Source organism: Pantoea sp. ICBG 985 (assembly GCF_002928365.1).
GTDB lineage: Bacteria > Pseudomonadota > Gammaproteobacteria > Enterobacterales > Enterobacteriaceae > Pantoea > Pantoea dispersa.
Map to the genome: position 1 here is coordinate 1 of NZ_POWM01000014.1, position 23,751 is coordinate 23,751.

The following is a 23,751-nucleotide window of genomic DNA, read 5'->3' on the forward strand; positions in this document are numbered from 1 at the left end:
CCCAGACGGCGTCCGGCCTCGACCCGGGCTAAATTCTCGTCGAAGTGCAGATGCAGGGCTTCAAGTAGCCAGGTCCGGTGTTTCATACGCTAATGTCCATTATAAATGATGGACATTATTGTCACGGAGCCGGAGGGAAACGGACAGACGGTCTATATGAGACGCTTACGATTATGATGCAGCAGAGCTGAAACATAATCCCGCGAACAGTTAGAGCCAAATGCCGGGTTCGGCAAAATTCCTATTATTTCTAACCATGTATCAATACGCGCTCCCGGTTTATAATTGTTGTCGCGATTCACTTACCAAAAGGAAAATATGATGAAAAAGGGACTACTTTTACTTGGCCTGCTGACCGCCGTACTGCTTACCGGTTGCGATGCGGGCGCTAAAAGTCTTGAGTGGTATAAAGCGCACGATAAAGAGCGGACCGCTAAATATGAGGAATGCAGGAAAGCTTCCGATCCGCGCGGCACAGAAGACTGTCGCAACGCTATTGATGCCACAGTCCTCGGAGGCTCCTTCACAAAAAGTCCGGAAAAGAGTTGGTAGGAGCCCGGCAGACCGCCACCAGACTTTTTTTCGCCCTTTTCGAGACAGTCTGGTTTTCCGACATTCATGAATTAAACTGACGCAGGGTTGTGTCCGCTATTAGCGATGAGCAGAATTAGGCGGATAATCTATGAGATGATTAGTGAGTTAATGGTGATGTACTATAACTAATCATCACGGCGGTTACGTTCATATCCTCTGCGTCCTCTCATCGCCTGTTCGTTGTTGAGCGCAATATAGCGCTCAAATCGGCCACTAAGTTGCGTAAGTTTGCGTGGCAAATCTTTGGTGACAAAGGCTTCCGGGATATCAAAGTCATCCAGATGCCCTACCAGAAACTGGTGCACTTTTTCCAATACGTCTAACAATGTAATGTTGTTACTTTGCTGCTTCTCTAACAACGGTCCCTGCCAGATGTGCCAGAATGCTTGCTGACGAAGACAATTTTCACTGCCCGCCAGTTGCCAGAGTTCCATAAACATTTTCCGAGCAATCTTAAACGGCTCACCATCAAACGCCTCGATAAGAAAGTAGTAACATGGAATTTTAAGCGCGTTGATTCTGGCGATCTCAATTTCAGGATCACGACGCAAATCAATGAGGTTACTGAATCGTGAGCGCATACAGGCTATGGGATTTAACACCCTGACTTTTTCGTTCATTTCCGGGATATCTGGGCCGGTTGCTTCCACATAAAACGGGGTGGTATGGAGGTAAAGCTTGCTCCCCAGAAAATCAGAGCGTTCAAAGCCTCCAGGATGGTCGATAATATCCACTACATTTGGCTCGTCAGGCGCATCCGGCACAGCAAACAAACGATTATCATCTCGTTTAATATCATGAGTGTCCTGATCGATAAGCATGAATTTAGCTAGAGATGGTGGTTGACCGTCCTTGTTTTCCCACGCCTTTACGTTGAGCGTTTCAGCTATGGCTGCAATATCGTCTCTTCGGGCGCTGTAGTCGCAGTCCACAGAGGTAGTAAGACGCTCATCAGGCAACTTGTCGCCGTATTGAGCATGATAATAGGATATCCAGTATTGAACGGCTTGGCCGCCCACAGTGATCACCGCATGCTTGAACTGATCTGCGTTGCAGATCAGTTGCTGATTTAGCAGGTACACCTGCTCGTAAGGGGGGATAACATTTTGAATAGACATAAAAAAACCATCAGTGGATGATGGTTTATTTTGCAACAAAGTTCATTGTCAGGCAAAAGCGATCTTATGGGCAAACTTGTTGCTGGCTGACTTGCTGAATCGACTTTTGACTGCAGGTTGGTACCCAGCACGACCAAGCGCAACCTGCACTGCTACAGCATTGTAGCGTTTATGCTGCTTCTGTTTAGCTTGTGCGGGAGTCATAATCTAGTACCTGAAGGTAGTTATATAAAAATGAGTTGCAGTAAATATACGTCACGAATCTTCGTTACGCAATAGTATACTATTAATGCAACCATTGAGTACTTTCAGAGTACAAAGTAAGTAGTAAACTCTTGGATAAGAGTATAGATATCCTTGTTTGCCAGATACTCATATATCATTTCCAAGAAACTCTACTACCCTTAAGTCTTTGAAATAAAAATTTATTTTCTCGCAGTAAAAGAGTAGGAAAGTCTGCCATCATTGTACAAACTTGGCGAAACCACTTGAAACCCCGCTCATGGCACAAAGTGGATTAATGCTTTTCAGTTCACTCACATTCGATAAAACCCCTTTCCTTACAAGCTACTGCTCTGCAGCAGGCAGGGCACTACATCATCTTGTAATGACTGCAGCTGACAGTGCTACCATATGTTGTTCCGGACGGGGCGATACATCTTCCCTCGGGCGTTGTTCTGCACCCGCCCCGTCCGGCCCGTTAGGTTATACTTCGATGAGTGCGGGTTTCCCCGTACCGGATTCTGCGCCAGCAAAGTTTTGATTTTTGCTATTACACTGAGCTCAGAGTGGCGTAGTTCAGGCCCAAAAATGACACCTCTGTCTTCAAGCCAGTCTCCGATTTTCGCTCAATGAAGCAGCTATTTCTCAGGTTCCTTCTGATAAACAGGATCGCTGCCTCGCGGGAACTTCAGCGCTTCTTGCCGGTAAAATTTCAGGCGCTCCCGGAAGTATTCACGCATTTCTTCTGGCTACTGCCGCTCAACTTCTGCAGGTATTACCGGCTGGTTCAGTCGCTCTTTGTAGGCCACGCCTGACGCAGCTAAATCCACATTAACTCTGTCGCGCTCTTCCCGGGTCCGGGCTGCAAGGTTATATGACATGATGATTCCTCCGGATAACAGTATACCGCCTATGCTGAATAGCAGGAGGTGCTTATGTGTGGACGATTTGCGCAGTACAGCAGCAGGGATGACTATTTTGAAGCGCTGGGGATTGGCCCGGAGGAATTAACCCGCGATCCGGAGCCAATTGGGCGGTACAACGTGGCGCCAGCCACAAAAGTTCTGTTACTCAGTGAGCGTGACGGAGAGCTGAAGTTCGATCCGGTGTACTGGGGCTACGGGCCCGAATGGTGGGATAAACAACCACTCATCAATGCCCGCAGTGAAACTGCCGCATCAGGTCGCATGTTTAAACCGCTGTGGGAACACGGCCGGGCCATCGTGCCTGCAGATGGCTGGTTTGAGTGGCAAAGAAACGGTGCCGGAAAACAGCCATATTTCATTTACCACCGTGAGAGGCAGCCGCTGTTTTTCGCGGCCATCGGGAACCCCCCCATTGATAGGGAACACGGCCGGGAGGGCTTTGTTATCGTCACCGCAGCCAGCAATCAGGGCATGGTAGACATACATGACCGCCGTCCACTGGTCCTGACTGCAGACGCGGTCCGGGAATGGCTGAGTAATGACACTTCGCCGGCGCGTGCAGCTGAGATCGCACATGACAGCGCACTTCCTGAGTCCGCTTTTACCTGGCATCCGGTCACCACAAAGGTGGGCAACGTTCATAACCAGGGTCCGGAGCTTGTTCAGACAACTGACAGCAACTGATCTAACAGTCATTGCACTCGTCTGCAAATCACCCTGGAAGTGCTTTGCTGTTTGCGCCAGCCCCCAACGCTCGCCGCAGTCACGGCTGAGGCGTACCGCAGCAGCGCGAGGAACGAACAGTCGTGTCGAGGAAGCGTCATTCCACCGATGCCGGTATTGACTGCTTACGCACAATGCGCTTTTTATGCATTTCAACAAAACCAGCCCGGCCACAGAGCGCCGGGCTGTTACGGTATAACCGGAAACGCCTCTCCACGTCTGCCGGCCCTGACCTGAGCATAGTGGCGCTGCTCAGCATCAGCCAGGCCGACCTTCATAAAAATTTTCCGGCAGGTCAGTCAGATGGCTTCGCTTCTGCGCCAACCCGTTTCGCTCCCTCTTGCCAGACAATTCTGCCTCAATAACACTGTATGTATAAACAGCAAAATAACGGGAGGAATTTTATGCGCGATTTACTCAGCTCTTTCGCAGTCACACTGAAGCATGGCAAGGGCATCAGATTATGAACTCGGTCAGCTGTACCGCCGGCCTGACGCTCCTCTGGCCCCCCATTTTTACGCCCCGGGTCCGGGTACCGCTTTATGCCGATCCTTGCGCCGCCGGCTTTCCCTCCCCTGCGCAGGATTACGTCGAGAAAGAGCTCGATCTGAATGAACTGTGTATCCGCCGGCGTGCATCAACCTTCTTCGTGCGCGCCAGCGGCAACAGCATGCGGGACCTGGGCCTCTGTGACGGCGACGTCATGGTGGTTGACCGCGCCGAGCAAGCGGCTCACGGCGATATCGTAATTGCCGAGGTCAACGGCGAGTTTACGGTAAAGCGCCTGCAGCTGCAGCCCAGGCTCGCTCTGTTGCCCATGAACCCGTCCTACCCGGTGATCTACCCGGAGGAGCTGCAGCTGCTTGGCGTTGTTACCTGGTTCTTTAACAGCACCCGTGCCCGCCGGAGGTGGTCATGCCCATGTTTGGCCTGGCCGACGTTAACTCCTTTTACGCCAGCTGCGAGGCGCTGTTCCGCCCAGACCTGCGCGGCAGGCCGGTGGTCGTGCTGAGTAACAACGACGGCTGCGTCATCGCACGCAGCGCCGGCGCCAAAAAACTCGGCATAAAAATGGGCGCCCCGTGGTTCCAGATAAAGGGGCAGGAATTTGCCGAGTGTGTGCATGTGTTCAGCTCAAATTATGCGCTTTATCATAGCCTTAGCCAGAGAGTAATGACTGTGCTTGAAGAGATCACGCCCCGCGTCGAGCAATATTCCATTGACGAAATGTTCCTGGACCTGACCGGCATCGATGGCTGCGAGGACTATGAGCACTTCGGCCGGCGCCTGCGCGCGCACGTGCTGGCCACTACAGGCCTGACCGTCGGCGTGGGTATGGGGCCGACCAAAACCCTGGCAAAATCGGCGCAGTGGGCCAGCAAGGAGTGGCCGCAATTCCGGGGAGTGCTGGCGCTGACGCCGGGCAATCCGAAGCGCACCGCAACGCTGCTGGAAAACCAGCCCGTTGAAGAGATATGGGGCGTTGGCCGGCGCATCGGCAAAAGACTCAACCTGATGGGTATCGAAAATGCTCTGCAGCTGGCGCGCGCGCACCCTGCCCTCATCCGAAAGAACTTCAGCGTGGTGCTTGAGCGCACCGTTCGCGAGCTCAACGGTGAATCGTGCATTCCCCTTGAGGAGTTTGCGCCGGCGAAACAGCAGATCGTCTGCAGCCGCTCCTTTGGGGAGCGCATTACGACAAAAGTGGCCATGCAGGAAGCGCTGTGTCAGTACGCTACCCGGGCGGCGGAAAAACTGCGAAAAGAGCGCCAGTTCTGCCGGCGCATCAGCGTTTTTATCCGGACCTCGCCGCATGCGCAGGGAGAAGTCTTTTACGGCAACAGCGCCGGCGAAAACCTCACCATACCCACGCAGGATACGCGGGACGTGATCGGGGTGGCTATGCGATCGCTCAACCGCATCTGGCTTGACGGGCGGCGCTGCATGAAGGCCGGCATAATGCTCGATGACTTCACGCCCAACGGCGTCAGTCAGCTGAACCTGTTCGATGAGGATACGCCGCGGGCGAACAGCGCGCAGCTGATGAAGGTGCTTGACGGTATCAACCAGTCCGGTCTTGGCAACTTGTGGTTTGCACGTCAGGGAGTGAATACGGAATGGAAAATGAAGCGGGAAATGCTATCCCCGGCGTGGACAACGCGCTGGAGCGACATCCCCGTAGCGCGCGTTGAATAGCCAGGCGCAGGCAGCTGAAGCTGGACCTGATGCCTGCCGTCAACCTGCCCTCTCAGGAAAACCGATGCCAGAATTCATCCACAATATACAGAGGCTTGCCGGGTTTCTTACCGCGGAAATAACTACCGCGTGGCAACTTGTCACCACTTGAAAGCTGACGAATCCAGTCTTCAAAAGCAGGGCAACGCCGGCGGTACCTCCCCTTAAACATGTCGGCTGACTGACTATACTCATGCAGGTTTACTCCATACCCGCGCGCCTGCTGCAATAGACCCTGTATTCCCATCTTTGTGCCCTTTTTTTTGCTGTATTCTTCAGCGTGAGCTGTTTTTCTTCCAGGTATCATTGGCCATGAATGCCGCACGCGACACGCAAGCGCCCCACAGCAGCTGCAGGCCGATTTTTATCAACTCGCTGGCGTGCGGCAGGAAGAAGAGCGGCACGATAAATACCGCACTCAGCAGGAATCCCCATTCAGCAGCACTTTTTTTGTCTTTTCCATCGAGCTTTCTAAGCCCCATAAATCCCAAAATTAAATTGATCAGTCTGTTCATTGTGACCTTCAGATTCAGTGCCCCCAACATCTTCTCAAATGGCTTGCAACTTTATAGCCAGCAGATTAATCAGGGGATCGCTTTTATTCGTTCTCTTTAAGCCAGTCATCAACAAGGAAGTTGATTACGTCTGTTATAGAAGTACCTTTTCTGGCGCAAGCAGCCTTGAATCTTAGGTGCTTTTCCTCATCAAAATTGACGTTTACACGCTTAGCTTTTCCAGTCACAACTGGAGTGGTGACAACATTTTTAAGATCCCTGTTTTCACCAAAAGTCATTTTCTTATTACTGCTGCTATGAGCCTTTTCAAGCGCCATGTGACTCTCCACGGAAAAATTTCACTGAGTATCTGAGTATCTGAGTATCTGAGTATCTGAGCATCGAAAGCTTTAGTCAAATGAGTAATTGAGCACATGAGTATCATTAACACTCATATGTGTAAATACTCAATCACTCAACACTACTAACTATCTCTTTTGTAAGGATTTCTATTTCACCCTTCGCTGCACCATCATTGGATTCAAACACACTGTCGCCATCGAGGATTGATTTCACATACACCTGTCGCTGAGTTATTGCAGTGCGAAAACATTTAACGCCTGTATCCTTAATGCTTTCTTTAAGAACATTGAGCATGGTTGCCTGCTCAATTTTTCGAGTGATCAGGAAACGGGCTTCAACTTTCCGGCTGTATGCTTGCGCTTCAAGCACCGTAACTACACTGCCAGCTGCAGAGAAATCTAAAGGACTTGGGGTAACAGGAATTATGACAAGATCGCTGACCATCACGGCAGCGGAGGTGATTACGGAAAGCGAACCAGCACCGTCGACGATAACGTAATCATACTCAGCAAGATCTTTGCGGATTCCGTAGACATCTTTTTCTGAGGCAGCTGTATATACATCGAATACTGCTTTGTCAGACTTACTCCAGTTTGTCAGACTCATCTGTGGGTCTGTATCAACTACAGCAATATTGTACCCGCTTCTGGCCATAGCAGTGCTGACATTGATAACAGCAGTCGTCTTACCAGAACCACCTTTTGGGTTCAGAAAAGAAATAACCTTCATGTTAGATAATCCCTACGTTAAAACTCAAATGAAGCTGTGAGTAAATGAGTATAGAGACTTAAAGCGCATGAATAAAGATATTTTACACATTAACTCAAAAACACAAATGAGTACACACTCAAAAAAAACATTCCTATGTTATTGATAAAAAAGAAGTATGGCAACCTCATTCTACTCACTTGAGTAAAAACACATATGAGAGTTTACTCAAATGATATTTTGAAGATGCAGGGCGAGTATCATCTCAAGCTGGTTAACGCACTGCGCGCCGGACATCTGCACCTGGCGGTGGGGCACCACGCCGGCAGGCAGGCGTCCTGCGCGGAGATCCGCCTTTACCTCGCGCTGCTTGAGCGTGGCCAGCTGCACAAACGGGTACGGCTGGCGCAGCAGAAAGTCTCCCCGGGTGAGCGCCAGCGCCTCGATGATGCGCGCGCCGGTGTTCCACAGCGTGGTGAACAGCATCTTGCGGCGCAGATCTGGCATGAGTGGAGCAGGGCGCTGACCTCCGGCGCCAGCAGGTACTTCGGAAGGTCGTCGACCAGCGCGGCCGGGTAGTCTTTGGCCACCGGCAGGTGTGCGGGCGGTGTGGTGTTCCCGTAAGAGATGAGGCCGGTCACATCGCAGACATCCTGTTTAACGTTGTGGCCATGTTTATGACTCCTTTAACTGACTCTGAACATTTTCCCAGAAAAGCTTTGTCTGGATGAGGTGCGCGACCTGAGTTTGATGGTGTTTACGCCACAGCAGCCACAGTAAGTCTCCTGCCGAACTAGGGCCGCGAAGAAGCTGAGCGTTTGGCATGCCACAAACTTTACGAAGGCGCGTAGCCAGTATGAGCGCGCGAAGTCCGAGACGCGTCGCCTGATACTGCCGGGTAAAAAAACCTTCCGTGGGCTCCAGCGGATCGTCAAATTCGAAGGCGCTATGAATAATCCGCTTTGCTTCTTCCTGCTGAATAAACAGCTCGCGTAACTGGTAAATCAGACGCTGGGGCAGGGACCGCCAGTCTCCGCTGACCTCTGTAAAATCAAATGACGGGAAGTCTGTTTCGGCATACCAGCCCCCCTGCTGTTCATCAGGTTTCCCTGCATCTGATGCGACAGGAACGCAGCCCTCACTGAACCTTTCCAGTAAAAAGACCAGCTCGGTGGCGATGAAGTACCGCTCCCGGTTCAGCTTTTCTTCTGATGCCCGCTTTTCACGACGTGTAATAAATATATGCGACAGCCACTGGCTGCACAGCGCGCCTGCAATACCGGCGCCCGCGCTGATAACCGGCACCCAAACCGAAATCCCGCCATCCATACCCCTGTGCTCCTGCTCTGTTGTGTTTTCCCGCCTGCCATCCGGAACCGGCAGGTTCAGCGGGCGCGATCGCCGTCGCGGCTCAGCCCCGGGAGGGCGGCCTGCGCCAGCATCCTGTCGCGGTGCGCGTCAAGCCGCTCCAGCCGGACGCCGGCATCCCCGGCGTGCATGATTTCGGGGCTGCCCGCGTCCCCCTGAACCGCCGGCGCGGATGCAACCCCGGCACAAGGCCGCCGTCGCCGCTAAGGGTACAGATCACCCGCCCGCCGCCGGTGACGATCTCGCGCCGCACCTGCGCCGCCTGCCACGTTCCTCCGGCGATCCGCGTTTCCCTGAGCCAGAGTTCGCGCAGCCGGTACACGCCCCGCGTGAGGGCAGCAATGTCGTCCATCGTGTGACTGTCGATCAGATTCACTGCAACCCACCTTATAATTTCTGATGCAAAAATTAACGGTAATGGCAAAACCCTCTGTGATAGTTACCCTGCATTCAGTAAAGGCCGGAAACATACCACAGGTGATATTACCAACCTGCAATTAACGTAAGGCGGCATCCGGTGGATCCGCTTTCTGCCTGATTTACGGCTTTAGCGGGAGCATAGCATGCGCCGCCGGGGAGAGAAGTTCCGGTTCTAACTGCTCATTTAAATACGGGGACTAATAGTCCCCGTGTAGGCGGAAGTATCAGCTAGTTCCAGAAAGGATCATTGTCCCAACCTTTTGGGAAACCAGTATCAGACATATAGAGTTGAGCTGCATGACTGCCAGAAAAAAGGTTTAGGATTTCAGCCTTAAGATTAATATCACTGATACCTAGAGATTTAATCATTTTGCGCAAAACACATACCGTAAGATAAGGGCGGTATTGATGAGCTTCAGTGATAGTGATTTCAGCACCTATTTGACTCGGAACCGCAAGTTTTGCGTTCCACAATCGGCTGTGATGCGCACACCTATTCCGTACGTCACGGAGGCGGCGAACCCAGTTGGTTAGAATCTTAAAATCATTAGCACCGAACTCTTTAGCAAGGTTATCAAGCAGAGCATTGTTCGGAGCAGGCAGTTGACGAAAATAGCTGTGGTCTATAGCGTCAATATGTAACCGGTGCCTTTCTTTGTATAAAAATATCTGTCGTCCAGATACCAGAAGGGATTATTTGAATAAGCAGATAGTGCGTGATCAAGCCTACTCCTGAGTTTAACCTCTAGACGAGCAATGATGCCAAATAGCAATACACGAAGCTTCTCGTCAAAACGGTACAGCTCTACTCCATACTCAAAATATTCATCCTTCCTGTAATGCTTTCCACCGGGACTTACTGGATCTAATAAAGGATGAAGGTAGATTTTGAAATGATAGTAACTTATCAAACTGAGGGTATTTTCAGCCTCAGCCTCATCTAAAAATTCTAGTTTCTTAGCCTTAAGGTCATTAATAAGATCTGCCGGAGTACGATAAGGCTTGCTGTATAGGGTTGTTGGCATGCAGCATCATCCCTGAGTAGGCAAAAAAAAAGCCCACTAACTTCCCCTAAGGGTTGTTGCAGGCATCATTGACTCTAATACTACTCTTGCTGACGAATACGTCAACCTCATTTAATCAAAAATGATCAATTTGTCTCCTAGCAGGACATCACCATGACTAAGCCATTAACATCGAGAAACCATACAAATCATAGGTGTATGTCAATCAATACATTGGCCAGTCAGGTACGCGATGCCAACGAAGGGGGGGGTGATATGGTTAAATGCAAAAAGATCGCCAATTAAATAATTGCGCACTATTTGATAGCTCTAAATGTAATGGATGGCGCAGATATCCTAATCTGATCAATTAGGCACCCAAAAAACCATAACCAACGAAATCATAACGATATAAACTATATTTTAGACGCTAACACCATGCAAAAAACAAGGTTATTTTTAAAAAGGACATTTTGAATAGCCAATAAAGACATAGCCAATTTAAACCGCATATTGCTATTATTGTCCTGTTAAAACCAACAGGACAATTTAAGTATACTCAAAATGACCAGTGCAAGACCTGAAAAAAAAGGGTGATGTATGCCGGTGACAAAAACGAAAACTTTTTCGGGCAGGGTGGAACGCGTTGTACATGTGGCCACTGTTAATGACGTTAACCTGATGCTGTATGACGTTCTGCTTGCGGAAGAGCCGGAATGGTTGCGCATCTGCACTACCGAGGTTGAGCATGCAGAGAAAATTGCGTTTCTCAGCCCAGACGCTCACATTGAAATCAGTGTACGGGGCGACATAAATATCCAGGGGACGACGTACAGAGAATTTCACTCCCTCCGCTCATGCGCACTGTGAGCGACTTGCCTGAAGACAACGGCGACCGGGAAGCGCTCAGGGATTATTTACGTTAAGAGGAGGGACCGCTGAACCTATGCAGATTGCACGTATTTATCTTCGCGTCAGTACGGATGAACAGGAACTGACCCGGCAGAACAGCATTATTGAAGATGCCCGTGGCAGGGGTTTTTATGTCGCCGGCGTCTATAAAGAGAAGGCTTCAGGTGCCAGAGCTGACCGCCCTGAACTTCAGCGCATGATTGCCGACCTGCAGCCCGGAGAGGTGGTTGTGGCCGAAAAGATTGACCGCATCAGTCGTCTTCCCCTTACAGAGGCTGAGAAACTGATTGGCTCGATTAAGGCTAAAGGAGCGAAACTGGCTATACCCGGCATCGTGGACCTGTCCGAGCTGGCCGTCAGCCAGGACGGCGTGGCCAGAATCGTACTTGAGTCCGTTCAGGACATGCTGCTTAAGGTCGCCCTTCAGACCGCACGGGACGACTACGAGACCCGTCGTGAAAGGCAACGGCAGGGCGTTGAACTGGCGAAGGCTTCAGGTAAGTATAAAGGGCGCAGGCCGGAACCCAAAACGCATGAGCGCATCATTGCGCTTCGCGAGTCCGGTATGACGATTGCGCGTACAGCAACTCTCGCAGGGTGCAGCATAAGTCAGGTCAAACGGATATGGGCCATTCATAAAGAAAATTCTGCTGAATCCAAAGGAGCTGAGAATAAATGACACCAGAAATCGGGGTTTGATGCTCAGTGGAACGAAAACTCACGTTAAGGGCTTTTGTAATACTATGCATGGGAACAGTTTCGAACATTAAAACCCACTCACGATTGGGCTCGCTTAAACCAGGTTGTATAGCTGAGAGGATACAGACATGATCATCTTACTGGGCAGTGCGTTTGTGGCCATGTTGCTGCTGTGCATTTATATGATGAGGAAAATCAGGCAACAGTCTTTCAGGATAAACCAGCTGGAGTCCGCGATTAGGGGGGGAAGTACCGGGAAAAAGATACCTTATGAATCGTTATCGCTTCTGGACAGTCTGAGAAGACAGGCAAAGCAGTGGAACAGTTCAGAAGACAATCCCGAACTGTTAACAGTACGTCCTGCCTTTATCGAATGCCTTGATGATTACCTTACCGGCATTTTCAGCGCAGTACCTGAACTGAACGGCCGTAATGAGATAGCGCCTGCAATTGAGTCCCGTCCGCTTTATACCTCACTGAATATGACTCATTCTGTGATGGTATGGTTTGAACCACATCCCGTCAGCTTCCCCGTGGCCAGTCGTGAACAGTCAGAGCGTATTGCAGCTGCCCTGAATGCTAAAGGAATTGAGGCAAGATGGACAACCAGAGAAACAACGATGTGACCGTTCTGTAAAGTTGCTCTTTGTCTGATCTGATATACATTTCCGCAGCGAGGCTCACCGGGGAGGAAGTGCGGGCATTTCAGAATGCTCAGTAGCGTTCCAGTACCACCAGTTTCCCTTACCGTATTCCGCATCGTAATAGGCCGTCTTCTGCTGCCTGCGCAGCTGATACTCCGGCGTGTTCATGCCGAAGACTTCCACCGGCAGCGCATCCACGCCGGGTACGTCCTTAAGCACGAAATCCGGGAATACATCATCCTCACCGTCGTAGCGCAGCGGCTTAATGAAGGCACGTTTTTCCTGCCACAGCCGGTCTTCGACCATTCCCTCATAGCCTGAATCCAGCGGAATGAAGCGGGGGCTGACCGTCATCAGCGCCACGTCGATAACGGTACTGCAGCTGGACGGCCGGTTGCGCCCGTCTACGTGCCTGAATGTCGTTTCTGGCGGCTCCGTTTCCACGATGACCACGACCTTCATGCCCCGGCGCCAGTCGCCCAGCTCGCGGCAAAAGCTCCTCTCCAGGCGCAGGCGCACGTCCTCCGGCAGCACCAGGTCAGGGAAACCGAAAAACAGCCCCAGCGGCAGCGTGGTCTGCAGCCGCTCATCGGCCGCGTCGCTCCAGGCGGCCAGCTGCGAGATCAGGATGAGGCGACGTGCGCCCCTGCCGGCGTCCTTCGCAATCTGGCGGTTCTGCGCGACCTGCGGCGAATCCTTCATGGCCATCAGCATCAGCGACTGCTGCAGCGGGATCCGGCCGATGTGGATGCGCGCTGCAGTCTCATTCAGGCGCCAGCTCACCCAGCCCGGCGAGCGTTTCTTTTTATCGAATGCAGGATGCCAGACGTTGATGCCGGACTGTTCCCAGAGCAGGTGGAGCAGCCCCAGCAGGCGCATCGAGGGCTGCCGGCGCCGCCTCCCCGGTCCGGCACCGGCCGGAGGCGCATCACGGGTTTTATCAGGAACGTCTTTCTTCTGCAGGCCGGTGGGCAGACGGACCACAAGCCGGCCATCCGCCGCCGCTTTGACCACGTCAGGGGCATAGATGGCAGCCTGTCGCTCATCAGGCCAGACGGAGTAAAAGCGGCAGTCTGGCGCGTGTTCGTGCCCGGAGAAAGCCCATGAGGCGAGCCAGCACTGGTCTGTTTTCTGTGAAAGATGCACTTTCAGGCGCCGGCGCTGCGCCTCTTCCTCCGGGGGATGGCACAGGCAGGTGACCACCGTGGTGGCCTTGTTGTCACGCGCGTGCTTCAGCCAGCGCTGCCACTGCTCCGGCTCAGCGCTACGGAAATCCGCACCGCATTCCCGCGAGCCCCGCAGCCCGGTGAACCGGACCCGATACGTTTTCTTTGCCGCCATCACAAACCCCTTTCCGTAAAGAACGCTGAATATGCGACCTGCGTGATTTTAATTCAGGCCGGCTGCCGGGCAGATTACCGGTGAGGATTCATTCCACAACCGGTTAAATTCAGCCTGATACTGCCGGGCAATATCAGGTTCGTCTTTAATCACCATCGCGTTCTCCGCATTTCTTTTTTCAGCAGAAGACGTGTAATTAAATGAGCCGGTTTCCACCGCACTGCCGTCGGCCACAATAAACTTGTTGTGCATGATGCTGTACATGCCGTTAAGGCGCACGTCCACGCCAGCGCACGCGAGCTGGCTGACAAGAGACCAGCGGTCCCGGCTTTTCTTTTCATCGGCGACCAGCCGGACCTTAACGCCCCGCGCAACGGCCGCTGACAGCGCCTGTGCCACCGGCCGGCTGGTGAAATCATAGGCCGCCACGTCGGCGCTCTGACGCGCGCTGCCGGTGAACTGCAGTATCAGATCCAGCGCCGAGCCCCCGGGCGAAAAGCCGGCCGTTACGGAGGCCTCCGCCCCGTGAATAACGGGAAGGGTCAGTAATGCCGTCATGATTAAAGCCTGTTTTTTCATTATCCTTCACCGCCATAAAATAATGTTAAAATATTTTAACACCTGAAAGCCATTAATATAAACATGTTAATATGAATATATTATAAATATAAAATCAGAGCTGAAGATATTCCGTAATCTGACGATAACAGTTACGTGTCAGGGAGCAGATAATATGAATGAATTTCACGAATTAAATATCATGACGTCACGCGGCGATATCCACGGCGCCTTTTCGCTCATCCGCAGCTGGAGCGAAAACGTCGCCCGGAAAATCATGAAAAAAGCGGGCTACCCTGTGACGCCGCACACGGGCCGCGCGTTCTGGACGTGGGTGCAGGAGACCCTGATCCGGGCGGCCCGCGAGCGGCGCTGCGGCTACCGGGCGCGCGCTGAACGCCGGGCACCGGTGCGTCGCTGGCGGCAGCAGGCCGCGGAAGACTATGATGCCTGGGCGCAGATGATGGCGTCAGACGCCGCGCCGCAGGCTGCCCCGGAGGGAAATATAGCGCCCCCCGATGTTGCTCCTGAAAAATGCGTCGCCATCCGCGGCCGCGCAGAAGGCCTGATACACCTTTGCCGGCACCGCGAGCCAGCGCCGGCACGCGCCGTTCCGGCACTCCAGCTCCGGCACGCCGGTGGTCGGATCGTAGCCCGCGCTGCGAAACAGCTGAGACGTCACTTCATGCCTGTTCATGGTGTGGCTCCTGTCAGGGCCATCGCTCACGTGGCCGCCGTCCGAAAAAGCGGGGTGCCGCCGGTCAGCGCCCCGTTCAGGGAGTAAAATCAGACGATTTATTATTCAGATTACGTGGGTGTTGTTACCGGCCGCCCGCCGTGAAACCTGAGCTGGCGCGCAGGTTCACTGTAGTCTGAGAAGTTCGTCAGCTTTCCGTCCTGCCTTCACGCTGCACTGAATCCGTCCGCGAGGAGAAGATGCTGATGTTCATCAGAACCTCCGGCCGCCTCGCGTCGCCAGCCCGAACGCTGCAGCAGCTTATCCAGCGCGGCCAGGTCGCCGGTGATGCGCGCGTCCAGGGGGCTGTGCTGCCGTCCGCGTTCGTCAAAGCCGTTATCCAGTGCGCTGCGCCGGAGGTAAATACCGGAAACTGACGGGCTGAGCCGCAGCTGGCGGCGGCCGCTCCATTCGTTTTCTGACAGCACCATATAAATCCAGCCGGTGAGCTTCACGGCGTGCAGGGCGTGCTGGAGCCGGAACAGGTCGTTCTGCGCCTGCAGGTTGCCGTTGCCGGCGCGCCACAGGTAGTCGAGCTTGCCGGGCAGGTCGGCGCGCAGGCCCTTCTCCCGGCCCTCTTTCAGCAGCCAGCTGATGTCGCTCGCCAGCGCCCGGGGAAAGCGACGCTGCTTTTCGGCGGTGGCCAGCCAGCGGGTCAGAAACAGGTTGTCCTGTGCAGGTGAAGTCACGATCCCGTCGCGGCGGGCGGTATGCAGCGCAATCAGGCCGCACCACGCCAGGTGACTGACGTTCACGTTGTCGTTATTCATAAGCCGCGTCCTTCATGCCGGACCACATGAAAAAATGGCCCTGAAATACGGCATTTTATGACATCATCAGGCCTGAGAAAACCCGGCGGAGCCGGAAGGAGGTTCAGCAGCACGGCCTGACTTTATCCGGCTGGCTCCGCAGATTTTCAGTCCCGCAAATCAGGGCGGGAGCAGGCGTAATGAGAGCGGTCCTGGTATCCGGAATCCTCCGCGGCAGTTTACGATTTGTTGAGCATCAGCCCCCATTTGAGGACTGACGGGCAGTGTGCAGCCCGCCCTCTATGCCGCGTCAGCGGCATATGTAAGTGCCTTTACTCATTGTTTAAAATCAGAAAAAACATCGTCAGTGATTTGCGCAGTAAACCGAATACCTCTTGGCAGCTCAATATTTACACTCTTTTCAGAGTTAAGCTGAACAGTCACTGGAGGAACCGGAACTGATTCAATGACGTCGCCTACCAGTTTGCCGTTCACATATCTTTGGGTATCGTAATAGTTGATTTCCCCGGAGATTTCTGCTTTGTAACCCTCATTATTTTTAACAAGATCGATATAAAGAGTGGTCGCGTTAAATTTTCTTTCCAGCGCATCGTGGAATTGTTTACCCGGAAGAGGCAACAACGGATAGAGGCGGATGTGACGGATTTTATCCTCCTTAATGTAGCTAAGTACCGGATCTGTATATCCTGCTTTTCCGGAAACAGGAGACTGCATTTCCGTTTTCAGATAGAGGGGAGCAGAAGATTGCGGTTTTGTTGCACAGCCTGTCAAAAGAACAGCTGCAGCCAGAGTTAAGCTGGTTAATAGTTTCATTTTATTCCTGTTTCTATGTGGGATCTGTTCAGTATATCGGCTGAATTATGCGTGGCTTGATACCATTTATAACGAGGATTTTGATAGAAGCAGGCAAGCAGTGCGCAGCCGGCCCCTGAATGCCGCATGAGCGGCATGGAGGCGTCAGAAAGAATTCAGGACGGCGCTGATGCCATCGGGCGCAGTGAGCCGGAGCCGGTTACAGCGCCACAGAATAAACTGGCCCTGATATTCGGTATTTCAGGACGTCATCAGCCCTCAGAGAGCCCAGTCGCCGCCATCGCGGTGCCTCTCCACGACCTCCTGGTCAGGATAGATTTCCAGCGTCTCGATCGCACTCAGCATGGCCGTTTCCATCTCCGGCGACCATGCCTGCGTTCTGGCCAGTTCTCCGCGGATAAAGCCGGCAATCCGCAGCCGCGTGGTTTCAAGACCGTCGCCGGCCATGGCCATGACGACGGCGCCGATCATGGTGTAAACCCTCTCCAGCTCCCCGTGCTGCTGTTGAGTCATCTGCATCGCACTTACCTCTCAGACGTAGCCGGACGGGCGAGCAGTGCGCAGCCCGTCCTGTGAATGCCGCGTGAGCGGCATGGAGGCGCCAGAAACCGTTCAGGACTGCTCAGATGCCAGCTGGCGCCGTTAGCCCGGCAGAGCCGGTTACAGGGCCGATGGTGGCGAAAGCCCAACCCCGCCCTGATCGACGCCGTTTAAGCAGCGGCCTGTCAGCAGCTTATCAGTCAGATGGTCGGAGACGAAAGAAAGATACCGCGGGCCTCCGGCCATAAAGCAGCTCAGACTCTGTAGTTACAGCATCCATTTATCAGCCACTGCAGTTCCGGCCCTCCGGGCCGGGCGGCCGGGGCTGGTCAGTGGGGGCAACCGGGCTTCAGGTACGGCGCGGGTCCGGCCTGAGAGGGGCTGGATGGTTCAGAACTGGCTGATTACAGTGAATTCTTTGTCTGTTGTAACTAACTGCTCAGAAGGGGCCCGCGTCAGCGGGAGGTGCTTCAAATTCTGAGCGGCGCGGACGTTTACGGCCGCTGTAAGCGAAGGCCTTATTTATTTCCGCAGAATGCCGGCATGAACACCTTATTTATCTTTTCTGATTAATTCTTTCTGACGTAAGTCAGGAATGTTTTGCGGGTAATTTCAGATCTGTTTGCAGGTAAGTCACGCTTTACGATTGCGGGTAAGTGTGGATAAAAAATTCCGCGACCGGAGAGCAGCGCGAATGAGGGATATTTTGCGGGAAAACGGATGCCGCGGCGGGCCGGAAATGCGCGATTTTATCTGCGGCACAAACGCCTTTACCGCCAGTTAAGGCGGTAAAATTCGCAGGTGTTCGTCAGTGGACGACGTCGGGCGGGGCCGGCTCGTAGCCGAGGCCGAGCTCCAGCTGGTTCAGGTTCTGCCACACCAGGCGGTCAAAGGCCTCCGCGTCGGTGTTCATCAGCTCGTGGTTCGGCAGCGTCCGGATAAGCCAGCTGGCCATCGCCGTACGGCGCTCGTCGAGCGGAAGTTTGCCCAGCTTTTTGCGGCGCTTCTCTTTCACGGCCTTTTCACGCCGCTTCAGCAGCGTGGCCATGCGCATGTTCTCATACCAGCGCTGGCGGGCGGCGCGCACCGATTCATGCGTACCCGGTTCGATAATGCCCTCCGCTTCAGCTACAAGGCGCTCGTTACGCTGGACATACAGCTTATCCATATTGACGCCGCACAGCTGCCAGAAACGATCGGTGAGCACGATATGGCGCGGCATCCAGAATTTCTCAACCGGGTCCCACTCAAGCGAAGGCATCTCCAGCAGCCCGTATCGCGCCAGCTCCGGAAAAAGGCGCGACAGCCGGCACGGCTCGACCCGGGTGCCGGGTATGACGTCGCCGTTATCATCTTTCGGGCTGAGCTCTTCTGCGAGACTGCCAACGTTAACGGTGACTACCCAGGTGGCTATATCAGCGCGCTGTATCAGCAATGGAATGATCGCGTCAATCAGCGCGCGGCGCTCCGGCCGGAAGTCGCGCTCGCGGCCGGCCGCGTGGCGCAGCCTGACGAAATACGGATTGCGTGAGATCCGCTGGCGCAGGCGCAGCTGGCCGGTGGCCCGGTCTTTCACGACGAGCCGGCGCATGGCGTGGCCGAACTCACCCGGCAGCGGTCGATAGTTCTGCGGCGCGAACCAGACGGGCTCAGGACATTTGCAGGTGACGGCGTGATCGCCGCGATGGCGCCCGTCAGGTCTGGAGGTCGGGTCGTTTAACCCGATTAAAATCTGGTCATTCACCCTGTCCTGAACTTATGGCGGACAGGGGTTGTCTTATGAACTGCATGCGTTATAATCCTTTGCAGGCGCAGCGCCTGCTTTTGGACCCCCTGATTCTGAATCTTCCGCCAAGTTGATTAAGCAGAGTCAGGGGGTTTTTGCATTCAGAGCCCGGTAAATGCCGCGCTCCGTACCCTGGACGTTTTAACGGATACGTCCCATCCGGTTCAATTCTGCCCGCGCCGCGCATGTCCGGCCACAGGTTTTCGCACATCCCCGTCATCAACCACCACAGTATTCGACAAGGATCTAAAAAGGATCGCCTCCCGGCGAATTCTGAAAAGAATACCCATCTCAACCGGTTAAATCCAGCACAGATTGCACATAGCACGAATCGTATGGATAAAAAAAGTTCACCGATAAATTTTACCGTGACCGTCATCACAACTGCGGTTGTGGCTTAACGCAGTTCTGCGCCTGGCGGGACGCTGAAACGACTGAGAGCACGGGGGACGGGTAATTTTTCATTATTCAGCGGAACGATCGCGGACGATCGCCATTCAGGCGACGGGCAGGGCGTTCAGGCTGAGGCGTACCGCAGCGGCGCGAGGAACGAACAGCCTGAACGACGTGGCCGTCAGGGGGTAAAGGTTCTGGCGGGATGGCCGATACGCGCGCAGGCGAAGACGCTTCACTGAAAAGCCGCGACGTGGCAGCGCTGGATACGCGCCAGCGCAAGCAGGATATCAGTCAGTATGGCGCAGACGAAATGGCACCGTTACGCACCCGGCAGGAACCGCCCGCCTCACCAGAGCTGGCTGTGAATACGTCTGGCAGAGTCCCTGAAGCAGGCACTGAGGCGACGTTAAAATCCGCAGTCCGGGAGCAGGAGGAGCCGATCGCTAAGCCGGAAACCGCAGACGGACGGGCCCGTCTGCGCGATCGCTGGCAGCGGCAGATGGACGACGTCGGTTTTGATCTTCAGGGCGTCATGAATGAAGCCCGCGAGCGTGAAAAATCCCGGCCTGATGCCGGTGAGGTGCAGGACGCGCCAGTGCAGGCGATGGAGGCGGTCCGCACCGCCATTTCCGTGCTGAGCGACAACAAAACGCGGTTTACCTATGGGGACATCCTGCTGACCGCACACAACGCCGGTGAGCTGCAGAACAGCATTCCGGACCTGCGCAGGGCGCTGGATCAGGCGATTCATGACAACCTGCTCGTGCCTCTCGACGGTGATAAGGGTGTATTTACCTCGCACATTCACCTGCTGGATGAGCTGTCGGTGCAGTCGCTGGCGGCGGATATTCTGAAAGAGAACAGGGTGGTCAGTTTCAGCCTCACCGGCAGTCCGGTTCCCGGGCACCTTGAGCACGTGGCCCGGGCGCCCGCCGTTATCATCAGCGCACCGGCCTCAGTCGGCCGTCTGCGTGCGGTAACAGAAGAACTGGTGACAATGTCACGTGAACAGGGGCGCGAGGTCAGTGTACTGACCAGTTCAGCCGAGCGCGCACTCAGCTTTGCCAAATCACCGGCGCTCAAAGACCGGCTTTCCACTTCCCGTCCAGCTCCGTCACGTTGGCCACCACTGCGTGAGTATGGATCTGCGGGTCGAGGTTACGCGAAGTGTCGTGCGTGAACAGCGCAGCGACCATTTTCCCGGTTGGCGTGATGCGCGTGACGCCGTCCTTCGTATCGCGCGCGCTCACCATCTGTTCCATGATGGCCAGCGTTTCTTTCACCGCATCGTGGTGCGCCTCCAGCAGGCGTTTATCGCCGCCGGCGAGGATCAGCATTGAGACGCTCTTGGGTGCCGAGAAGGTAAAGTCATGACCGGGGCGGTGCACGTGTGCACCCTGAACGTCCTTACCCAGTACCACACCGTTGGGGAGGCTGCCGTGCAGAATTCCGGTGAAAGTATCGAGATCGACCGGGCCTTCCAGCCCCAGCTCGCGCGCGCCTTCCCCCAGCCACTGGGTGGGCATGTCGTCCATAAAGTAGTAGTTATCCTTGCTGCTGTAGTAGCCGGCAGCGTCGGCGGCAGAGGCCACCGGAGCAACGGTCATCATCGTTCATACCCTCCCGGGTCCAGGCTGTCACTCATCTCCTGGTACGCCGCGTAGTCGTCGCGGTGTCGCAGGATGTTTTTTTCGTCGTCGGCCATACGCTCGTTGGCGTCGCCGTGCTGTGCGGCGCGCTCCTCCTCACGTTGCTGTTCGGTTTTACGCGGGCTGATGTGCCGCACGGTCAGCCGGCCCCCGTCGTCTTTTTCCATCTGCATGTGCAGTTCGGGGGCTTCACCCGCGGGGGCTTCGCTGTCGGTTCCTGCATTACCTGATGTGCTGTTCTGGAGCCTTCTCATCCTCTCCAGTGGAGAAAGCGGCGAACCCGCCTCTTTCCTGGCCGGTGCCGGCGTAGGAACAACCCTGATGGTTTTCGACGGTGCTGTGGCGGTACCGCCCTCCGGAACAATGGCAGGTGTGGATGATTCAGCCGGAACCGTAGTGACGCGCGGAACTACTTCGCGGCGCGGGAACGGTCGCACGTTAGAAGACCCTGACGATGCGCTTATGTCGGGGGCAGGCGTAGCGGGAACAGCAGGCTGGCCCGGTGCGACAGACGGCTTCCCCTCTCTCACGGTAGCCGGCTCCGGCGTCGTCACGGGGACGTCAGCTTCTGCCGGCGCGGCGGACGGCGAGGCAGCCGCAGGTTTAACCGGAGCGGGCGCGGAAGCGCGGTCCTCCCCTTCCAGCCACTCCTCTCCGGTCGGGAACGAAATGTCCGCCGCCCGGGCGCTGCGCTCGTTATTTTCGATGATGCGCTCGAGTTCGGGACTCAGCCGGTCACGGAAGTCGCGCTCCATCAGCGCCGGATGATATTTCTTCTGTTTGCGGTACTTCAGGCTCAGCTTCACCACCGGGTATTCGCCCGGCAGGCGTACGTAAAAGCGCAGGTTGGGCATCTTCATAATCTGGTCGTAGTCCACGATGGGCTCGTTGACCTTGTCCCTGCTGATGGAGATACCGTCCCGAATCTGGTCGAGGCCGTAGCTGTTCTGTTCGCGCGCCTCGCGCCGGCGCTGATGGCCCAGCTCCTCTTCCACCATTTTGGCCACCTCGGCGCTCGGCGAGCGGCCGTAGGCGCGGGTGTTGAGCAGGTCAAAGATGGCTTTGGCCATCTCGCGGCCGTAGATGTGCACCAGCTGCGGGATGTTCTGGATACCCAGCACGAAGCAGCCGCCGAACTTGCGCGCTTCGGCCAGCGTTTCGTTGAACTCCGGTATCTTCTGCAGGCTGGCAATCTCATCGCCGACGAACCACACGCGACGGTCGCTGTTCTCCCCCATGCTCTGCAGCAGCAGGGTGGCCAGCGACAGCCACATGGATATCAGCGGGCGCACTGCCTTGCGGTGGCGGGCTGTGGTGGAGATAAACAGCCAGCTGCTGTCGTACTGCGCGTCGGTCACCGATATACACGGCACACTGACAGGTCATGTAATGGCAGATTTCATCCACAACTTCTTCTGTCCTGAGTTCTCTCTGGCCACTGACTCGCCGGCGCTCGTTTATCAGGGCCTTATACTGGCGAAGAATGTCGCGGGTTTGCGGTGACAGTTTCATTTTATTCTCATTTACGGCAGGGCCAGCCCTGCCGAAATCATCAGTTACTGAACACAAAACCGTCATGCAATACCAGACTGCTGCTGAACAGGTCACGCGCATACGCTTCGTAGTCGAAATAAGACCGCAGCGGCTCCGGGACGTCATTCAGCAGGCCATGTTCTTCGACAAACTCGTAAGCATAATCTTCCTCGGTTTTCGCTTCTCCCCGGTACGCGTCGTCAAACGCGTCGAAATCACAAACGCCCGAATAGTCCGCCCATGCAATAAATGCGGCTTCTCTGCCCTCTTCTTTCGCCTGCTTCCAGGCGGCGATAAAGTCCCAGTCAATATGAGATTCCGACACGAACTGAGACGGGATACCCTCCCAGTCCTGAAACATGAATTCAGGATCGTCTTCTGAGGCATGGAGGTCGCGGCAGGCTTCATGAAACTCGTCCTTCTCCTCAAAGTTCGTGAGATCGAACCACTTCCCGAATATGCTGCCGCAGTTATATTTGTGATAAGTCCCGACGTATACCGCTGGTCCGTTAAAAGTCATAAGCAATCCTCCGCAGTCAAAGTTGTCTCAGTTCCGGCCTGTGCCGTGCCTGAATGACAGCCCGACGAAGAGACGCAGTGGTCAAGCGGGACGAGGAGGCCGCAGCGCCAGCGAGCGGAGCCGTGATTACGCACGGCGCTGACGCGAAAACTGAGCGGAAGCCCGACGGAAGTAAGCGCGGCAGAGGGAGTGCGAACGGGCGAAGGAGGCGCGCTTGACCACAAGGCGATCGGGCTACAGTGAAGGCACGGCACTGGCCGCAGACCGCACGGGCCGGGTTTTCTGCCTTTCCCCCGCCTACTGGCGGATAAAAGCGGCGCGCAGCAACATCGTAATACTTCGTTGTCCACAACCGGCGTGCATATCCCGGCCGGAACCCTGTGGATAAACCCCTGCCGACAGCGGTAGCAGTGAAACAAAAAATAATGGTTGAAATATAACCACTCGTTGGTTATTTCAGGTGGCTGCGTATCAGTGCAGCTCGCCGGCAAAGAGAAAATCAATCCCCCTAATCAGTATCCCTTCATTCGCTGGGCTGGCACCGATTATGAATAAGCGTCTCATATAGACCGTCTGTCCGTTTCCCTCCGGCTCCGTGACAATAATGTCCATCATTTATAATGGACATTAGCGTATGAAACACCGGACCTGGCTACTTGAAGCCCTGCATCTGCACTTC

At 54.6% G+C, this 23,751-nt stretch carries 23 protein-coding genes and 6 pseudogenes; 7 read left to right on the forward strand and 22 right to left on the reverse strand.

Annotated elements, in window-relative coordinates; genetic code table 11:
* A pseudogene (locus C1Y42_RS23775) lies at window positions 1–86 on the reverse strand (IS66 family insertion sequence element accessory protein TnpB); the annotation flags it as partial.
* Between the two features lie 232 nt (window positions 87–318).
* On the opposite strand from C1Y42_RS23775, the gene C1Y42_RS22835 reads away from it, so the two are divergent.
* Window positions 319–552, forward strand: a complete 234-nt coding sequence (locus C1Y42_RS22835; protein WP_233209879.1) for an EexN family lipoprotein — start codon at window positions 319–321, stop codon at window positions 550–552.
* Between the two features lie 167 nt (window positions 553–719).
* Here the strand turns inward: C1Y42_RS22835 and C1Y42_RS22840 are convergent, their stop codons facing one another.
* Together C1Y42_RS22840 and C1Y42_RS24020 are read right to left on the reverse strand one after the other, a co-directional pair.
* The gene (locus C1Y42_RS22840) at window positions 720–1,712 is read right to left on the reverse strand and encodes a hypothetical protein (RefSeq protein ID WP_104094456.1); all 993 of its coding nucleotides are present in this window, start codon (window positions 1,710–1,712) and stop codon (window positions 720–722) included.
* Between the two features lie 860 nt (window positions 1,713–2,572).
* Window positions 2,573–2,815: pseudogene (locus C1Y42_RS24020) on the reverse strand (DNA polymerase III subunit theta).
* 54 nt (window positions 2,816–2,869) lie between these two features.
* Between C1Y42_RS24020 and C1Y42_RS22850 the strand changes: the two are divergent.
* The 3 genes and pseudogenes from C1Y42_RS22850 (at window position 2,870) to umuC (ending at window position 5,779) form a co-directional block, all read left to right on the forward strand.
* Window positions 2,870–3,544: an SOS response-associated peptidase family protein gene (locus tag C1Y42_RS22850; protein WP_104094457.1), complete on the forward strand. Its 675-nt coding sequence runs from the start codon at window positions 2,870–2,872 to the stop codon at window positions 3,542–3,544.
* A gap of 502 nt (window positions 3,545–4,046) precedes the next feature.
* Window positions 4,047–4,493: pseudogene (gene umuD / locus C1Y42_RS22855) on the forward strand (translesion error-prone DNA polymerase V autoproteolytic subunit); the annotation flags it as partial.
* 11 nt (window positions 4,494–4,504) lie between these two features.
* Complete coding sequence (umuC, locus tag C1Y42_RS22860; protein WP_104094472.1) at window positions 4,505–5,779, forward strand: translesion error-prone DNA polymerase V subunit UmuC; 1,275 nt, start codon at window positions 4,505–4,507, stop codon at window positions 5,777–5,779.
* A 314-nt stretch (window positions 5,780–6,093) separates the two neighbouring features.
* On the opposite strand, the gene C1Y42_RS22870 is transcribed toward umuC, so the two are convergent.
* From C1Y42_RS22870 to C1Y42_RS23940, 8 genes and pseudogenes are all read right to left on the reverse strand, one after another.
* A complete protein-coding gene (locus tag C1Y42_RS22870; protein ID WP_104094473.1) occupies window positions 6,094–6,333 on the reverse strand; it encodes a hypothetical protein in 240 nt (79 codons plus the stop codon).
* An 83-nt stretch (window positions 6,334–6,416) separates the two neighbouring features.
* On the reverse strand, window positions 6,417–6,650 hold the full coding sequence (locus C1Y42_RS22875; RefSeq protein WP_104094459.1) for a plasmid partition protein ParG: 234 nt from the start codon (window positions 6,648–6,650) through the stop codon (window positions 6,417–6,419).
* 133 nt (window positions 6,651–6,783) lie between these two features.
* On the reverse strand, window positions 6,784–7,404 hold the full coding sequence (locus tag C1Y42_RS22880; RefSeq protein ID WP_104094460.1) for a ParA family protein: 621 nt from the start codon (window positions 7,402–7,404) through the stop codon (window positions 6,784–6,786).
* 231 nt (window positions 7,405–7,635) lie between these two features.
* A pseudogene (locus tag C1Y42_RS22885) lies at window positions 7,636–8,024 on the reverse strand (tyrosine-type recombinase/integrase); the annotation flags it as partial.
* A gap of 34 nt (window positions 8,025–8,058) precedes the next feature.
* Window positions 8,059–8,712, reverse strand: coding sequence for a hypothetical protein (locus C1Y42_RS22890; RefSeq protein WP_199189007.1), 654 nt, complete (start codon window positions 8,710–8,712; stop codon window positions 8,059–8,061).
* 82 nt (window positions 8,713–8,794) lie between these two features.
* On the reverse strand, window positions 8,795–9,127 hold the full coding sequence (locus C1Y42_RS23520; protein ID WP_146068686.1) for a hypothetical protein: 333 nt from the start codon (window positions 9,125–9,127) through the stop codon (window positions 8,795–8,797).
* Window positions 9,128–9,399: 272 nt separating this feature from the next.
* The gene (locus C1Y42_RS23935) at window positions 9,400–9,858 is read right to left on the reverse strand and encodes an Abi family protein (protein WP_370445723.1); all 459 of its coding nucleotides are present in this window, start codon (window positions 9,856–9,858) and stop codon (window positions 9,400–9,402) included.
* Window positions 9,795–10,196, reverse strand: coding sequence for an Abi family protein (locus tag C1Y42_RS23940; protein ID WP_233209878.1), 402 nt, complete (start codon window positions 10,194–10,196; stop codon window positions 9,795–9,797). The genes C1Y42_RS23935 and C1Y42_RS23940 overlap by 64 nt, the downstream gene beginning before the upstream one ends.
* Window positions 10,197–11,121: 925 nt before the next feature.
* Here C1Y42_RS23940 and C1Y42_RS22905 point away from each other — a divergent pair.
* Window positions 11,122–11,766: a recombinase family protein gene (locus C1Y42_RS22905; protein WP_088516746.1), complete on the forward strand. Its 645-nt coding sequence runs from the start codon at window positions 11,122–11,124 to the stop codon at window positions 11,764–11,766.
* Between the two features lie 148 nt (window positions 11,767–11,914).
* Window positions 11,915–12,412 (forward strand): hypothetical protein, encoded by a 498-nt coding sequence (locus C1Y42_RS22910; RefSeq protein ID WP_088516751.1) that lies wholly within the window; start codon window positions 11,915–11,917, stop codon window positions 12,410–12,412.
* A 54-nt stretch (window positions 12,413–12,466) separates the two neighbouring features.
* On the opposite strand, the gene C1Y42_RS22915 is transcribed toward C1Y42_RS22910, so the two are convergent.
* From C1Y42_RS22915 to repA, 7 genes are all read right to left on the reverse strand, one after another.
* Window positions 12,467–13,771, reverse strand: coding sequence for a DUF1173 family protein (locus tag C1Y42_RS22915; protein ID WP_104094462.1), 1,305 nt, complete (start codon window positions 13,769–13,771; stop codon window positions 12,467–12,469).
* A 48-nt stretch (window positions 13,772–13,819) separates the two neighbouring features.
* Window positions 13,820–14,329 carry a phospholipase D family protein gene (locus C1Y42_RS22920; RefSeq protein ID WP_233209877.1) on the reverse strand — a complete coding sequence of 170 codons (510 nt, stop codon included), beginning with the start codon at window positions 14,327–14,329 and terminating at the stop codon, window positions 13,820–13,822.
* A 469-nt stretch (window positions 14,330–14,798) separates the two neighbouring features.
* Window positions 14,799–15,026, reverse strand: a complete 228-nt coding sequence (locus C1Y42_RS22925) for a KTSC domain-containing protein (RefSeq protein WP_104094464.1) — start codon at window positions 15,024–15,026, stop codon at window positions 14,799–14,801.
* Window positions 15,027–15,232: 206 nt separating this feature from the next.
* Window positions 15,233–15,835: a DUF2913 family protein gene (locus C1Y42_RS22930; RefSeq protein WP_104094465.1), complete on the reverse strand. Its 603-nt coding sequence runs from the start codon at window positions 15,833–15,835 to the stop codon at window positions 15,233–15,235.
* A gap of 315 nt (window positions 15,836–16,150) precedes the next feature.
* The gene (locus C1Y42_RS22935; RefSeq protein ID WP_088518027.1) at window positions 16,151–16,648 is read right to left on the reverse strand and encodes a hypothetical protein; all 498 of its coding nucleotides are present in this window, start codon (window positions 16,646–16,648) and stop codon (window positions 16,151–16,153) included.
* A 258-nt stretch (window positions 16,649–16,906) separates the two neighbouring features.
* Window positions 16,907–17,167 carry a DUF2767 family protein gene (locus C1Y42_RS22940; RefSeq protein WP_104094466.1) on the reverse strand — a complete coding sequence of 87 codons (261 nt, stop codon included), beginning with the start codon at window positions 17,165–17,167 and terminating at the stop codon, window positions 16,907–16,909.
* A gap of 829 nt (window positions 17,168–17,996) precedes the next feature.
* On the reverse strand, window positions 17,997–18,932 hold the full coding sequence (gene repA / locus C1Y42_RS22945; protein ID WP_104094467.1) for a plasmid replication initiator RepA: 936 nt from the start codon (window positions 18,930–18,932) through the stop codon (window positions 17,997–17,999).
* A gap of 640 nt (window positions 18,933–19,572) precedes the next feature.
* Between repA and C1Y42_RS22950 the strand changes: the two genes are divergently transcribed.
* A complete protein-coding gene (locus C1Y42_RS22950; protein ID WP_104094468.1) occupies window positions 19,573–20,550 on the forward strand; it encodes a hypothetical protein in 978 nt (325 codons plus the stop codon).
* On the opposite strand, the pseudogene mobF reads toward C1Y42_RS22950, so the two are convergent.
* The 4 genes and pseudogenes from mobF to C1Y42_RS22965 all read right to left on the reverse strand — a co-directional run.
* Window positions 20,459–20,980: pseudogene (mobF, locus tag C1Y42_RS22955) on the reverse strand (MobF family relaxase); the annotation flags it as partial. The gene C1Y42_RS22950 and the pseudogene mobF overlap by 92 nt on opposite strands.
* Entirely contained in the window at window positions 20,977–22,392 is a 1,416-nt protein-coding gene (locus C1Y42_RS22960; protein WP_104094469.1) for a type IV secretion system DNA-binding domain-containing protein, read from the reverse strand. The gene C1Y42_RS22960 and the pseudogene mobF, both read right to left, overlap by 4 nt.
* Window positions 22,376–22,531, reverse strand: a pseudogene (locus C1Y42_RS23785) (hypothetical protein); the annotation flags it as partial. The gene C1Y42_RS22960 and the pseudogene C1Y42_RS23785, both read right to left, overlap by 17 nt.
* A gap of 40 nt (window positions 22,532–22,571) precedes the next feature.
* A complete protein-coding gene (locus tag C1Y42_RS22965) occupies window positions 22,572–23,072 on the reverse strand; it encodes an antirestriction protein ArdA (protein WP_104094470.1) in 501 nt (166 codons plus the stop codon).
* Window positions 23,073–23,751 lie beyond the last annotated feature (679 nt).

Coding starts and splice junctions, on each gene's coding strand:
- C1Y42_RS22840 (WP_104094456.1), bottom strand. CDS start 1,712: ATGTCTATTCAAAATGTTATCCCCCCTTACGAGCAGGTGTACCTGCTA.
- C1Y42_RS22930 (WP_104094465.1), bottom strand. CDS start 15,835: ATGAATAACGACAACGTGAACGTCAGTCACCTGGCGTGGTGCGGCCTG.
- C1Y42_RS22850 (WP_104094457.1), top strand. CDS start 2,870: ATGTGTGGACGATTTGCGCAGTACAGCAGCAGGGATGACTATTTTGAA.
- C1Y42_RS23940 (WP_233209878.1), bottom strand. CDS start 10,196: ATGCCAACAACCCTATACAGCAAGCCTTATCGTACTCCGGCAGATCTT.
- C1Y42_RS22870 (WP_104094473.1), bottom strand. CDS start 6,333: ATGAACAGACTGATCAATTTAATTTTGGGATTTATGGGGCTTAGAAAG.
- C1Y42_RS22910 (WP_088516751.1), top strand. CDS start 11,915: ATGATCATCTTACTGGGCAGTGCGTTTGTGGCCATGTTGCTGCTGTGC.
- C1Y42_RS22905 (WP_088516746.1), top strand. CDS start 11,122: ATGCAGATTGCACGTATTTATCTTCGCGTCAGTACGGATGAACAGGAA.
- C1Y42_RS22950 (WP_104094468.1), top strand. CDS start 19,573: ATGGCCGATACGCGCGCAGGCGAAGACGCTTCACTGAAAAGCCGCGAC.
- C1Y42_RS22965 (WP_104094470.1), bottom strand. CDS start 23,072: ATGACTTTTAACGGACCAGCGGTATACGTCGGGACTTATCACAAATAT.
- C1Y42_RS22880 (WP_104094460.1), bottom strand. CDS start 7,404: ATGAAGGTTATTTCTTTTCTGAACCCAAAAGGTGGTTCTGGTAAGACG.
- C1Y42_RS22890 (WP_199189007.1), bottom strand. CDS start 8,712: ATGGATGGCGGGATTTCGGTTTGGGTGCCGGTTATCAGCGCGGGCGCC.
- umuC (WP_104094472.1), top strand. CDS start 4,505: ATGTTTGGCCTGGCCGACGTTAACTCCTTTTACGCCAGCTGCGAGGCG.
- C1Y42_RS22920 (WP_233209877.1), bottom strand. CDS start 14,329: ATGACGGCATTACTGACCCTTCCCGTTATTCACGGGGCGGAGGCCTCC.
- C1Y42_RS22915 (WP_104094462.1), bottom strand. CDS start 13,771: ATGGCGGCAAAGAAAACGTATCGGGTCCGGTTCACCGGGCTGCGGGGC.
- C1Y42_RS22835 (WP_233209879.1), top strand. CDS start 319: ATGATGAAAAAGGGACTACTTTTACTTGGCCTGCTGACCGCCGTACTG.
- C1Y42_RS22940 (WP_104094466.1), bottom strand. CDS start 17,167: ATGCAGATGACTCAACAGCAGCACGGGGAGCTGGAGAGGGTTTACACC.
- C1Y42_RS22935 (WP_088518027.1), bottom strand. CDS start 16,648: ATGAAACTATTAACCAGCTTAACTCTGGCTGCAGCTGTTCTTTTGACA.
- C1Y42_RS22925 (WP_104094464.1), bottom strand. CDS start 15,026: ATGAACAGGCATGAAGTGACGTCTCAGCTGTTTCGCAGCGCGGGCTAC.
- C1Y42_RS22875 (WP_104094459.1), bottom strand. CDS start 6,650: ATGGCGCTTGAAAAGGCTCATAGCAGCAGTAATAAGAAAATGACTTTT.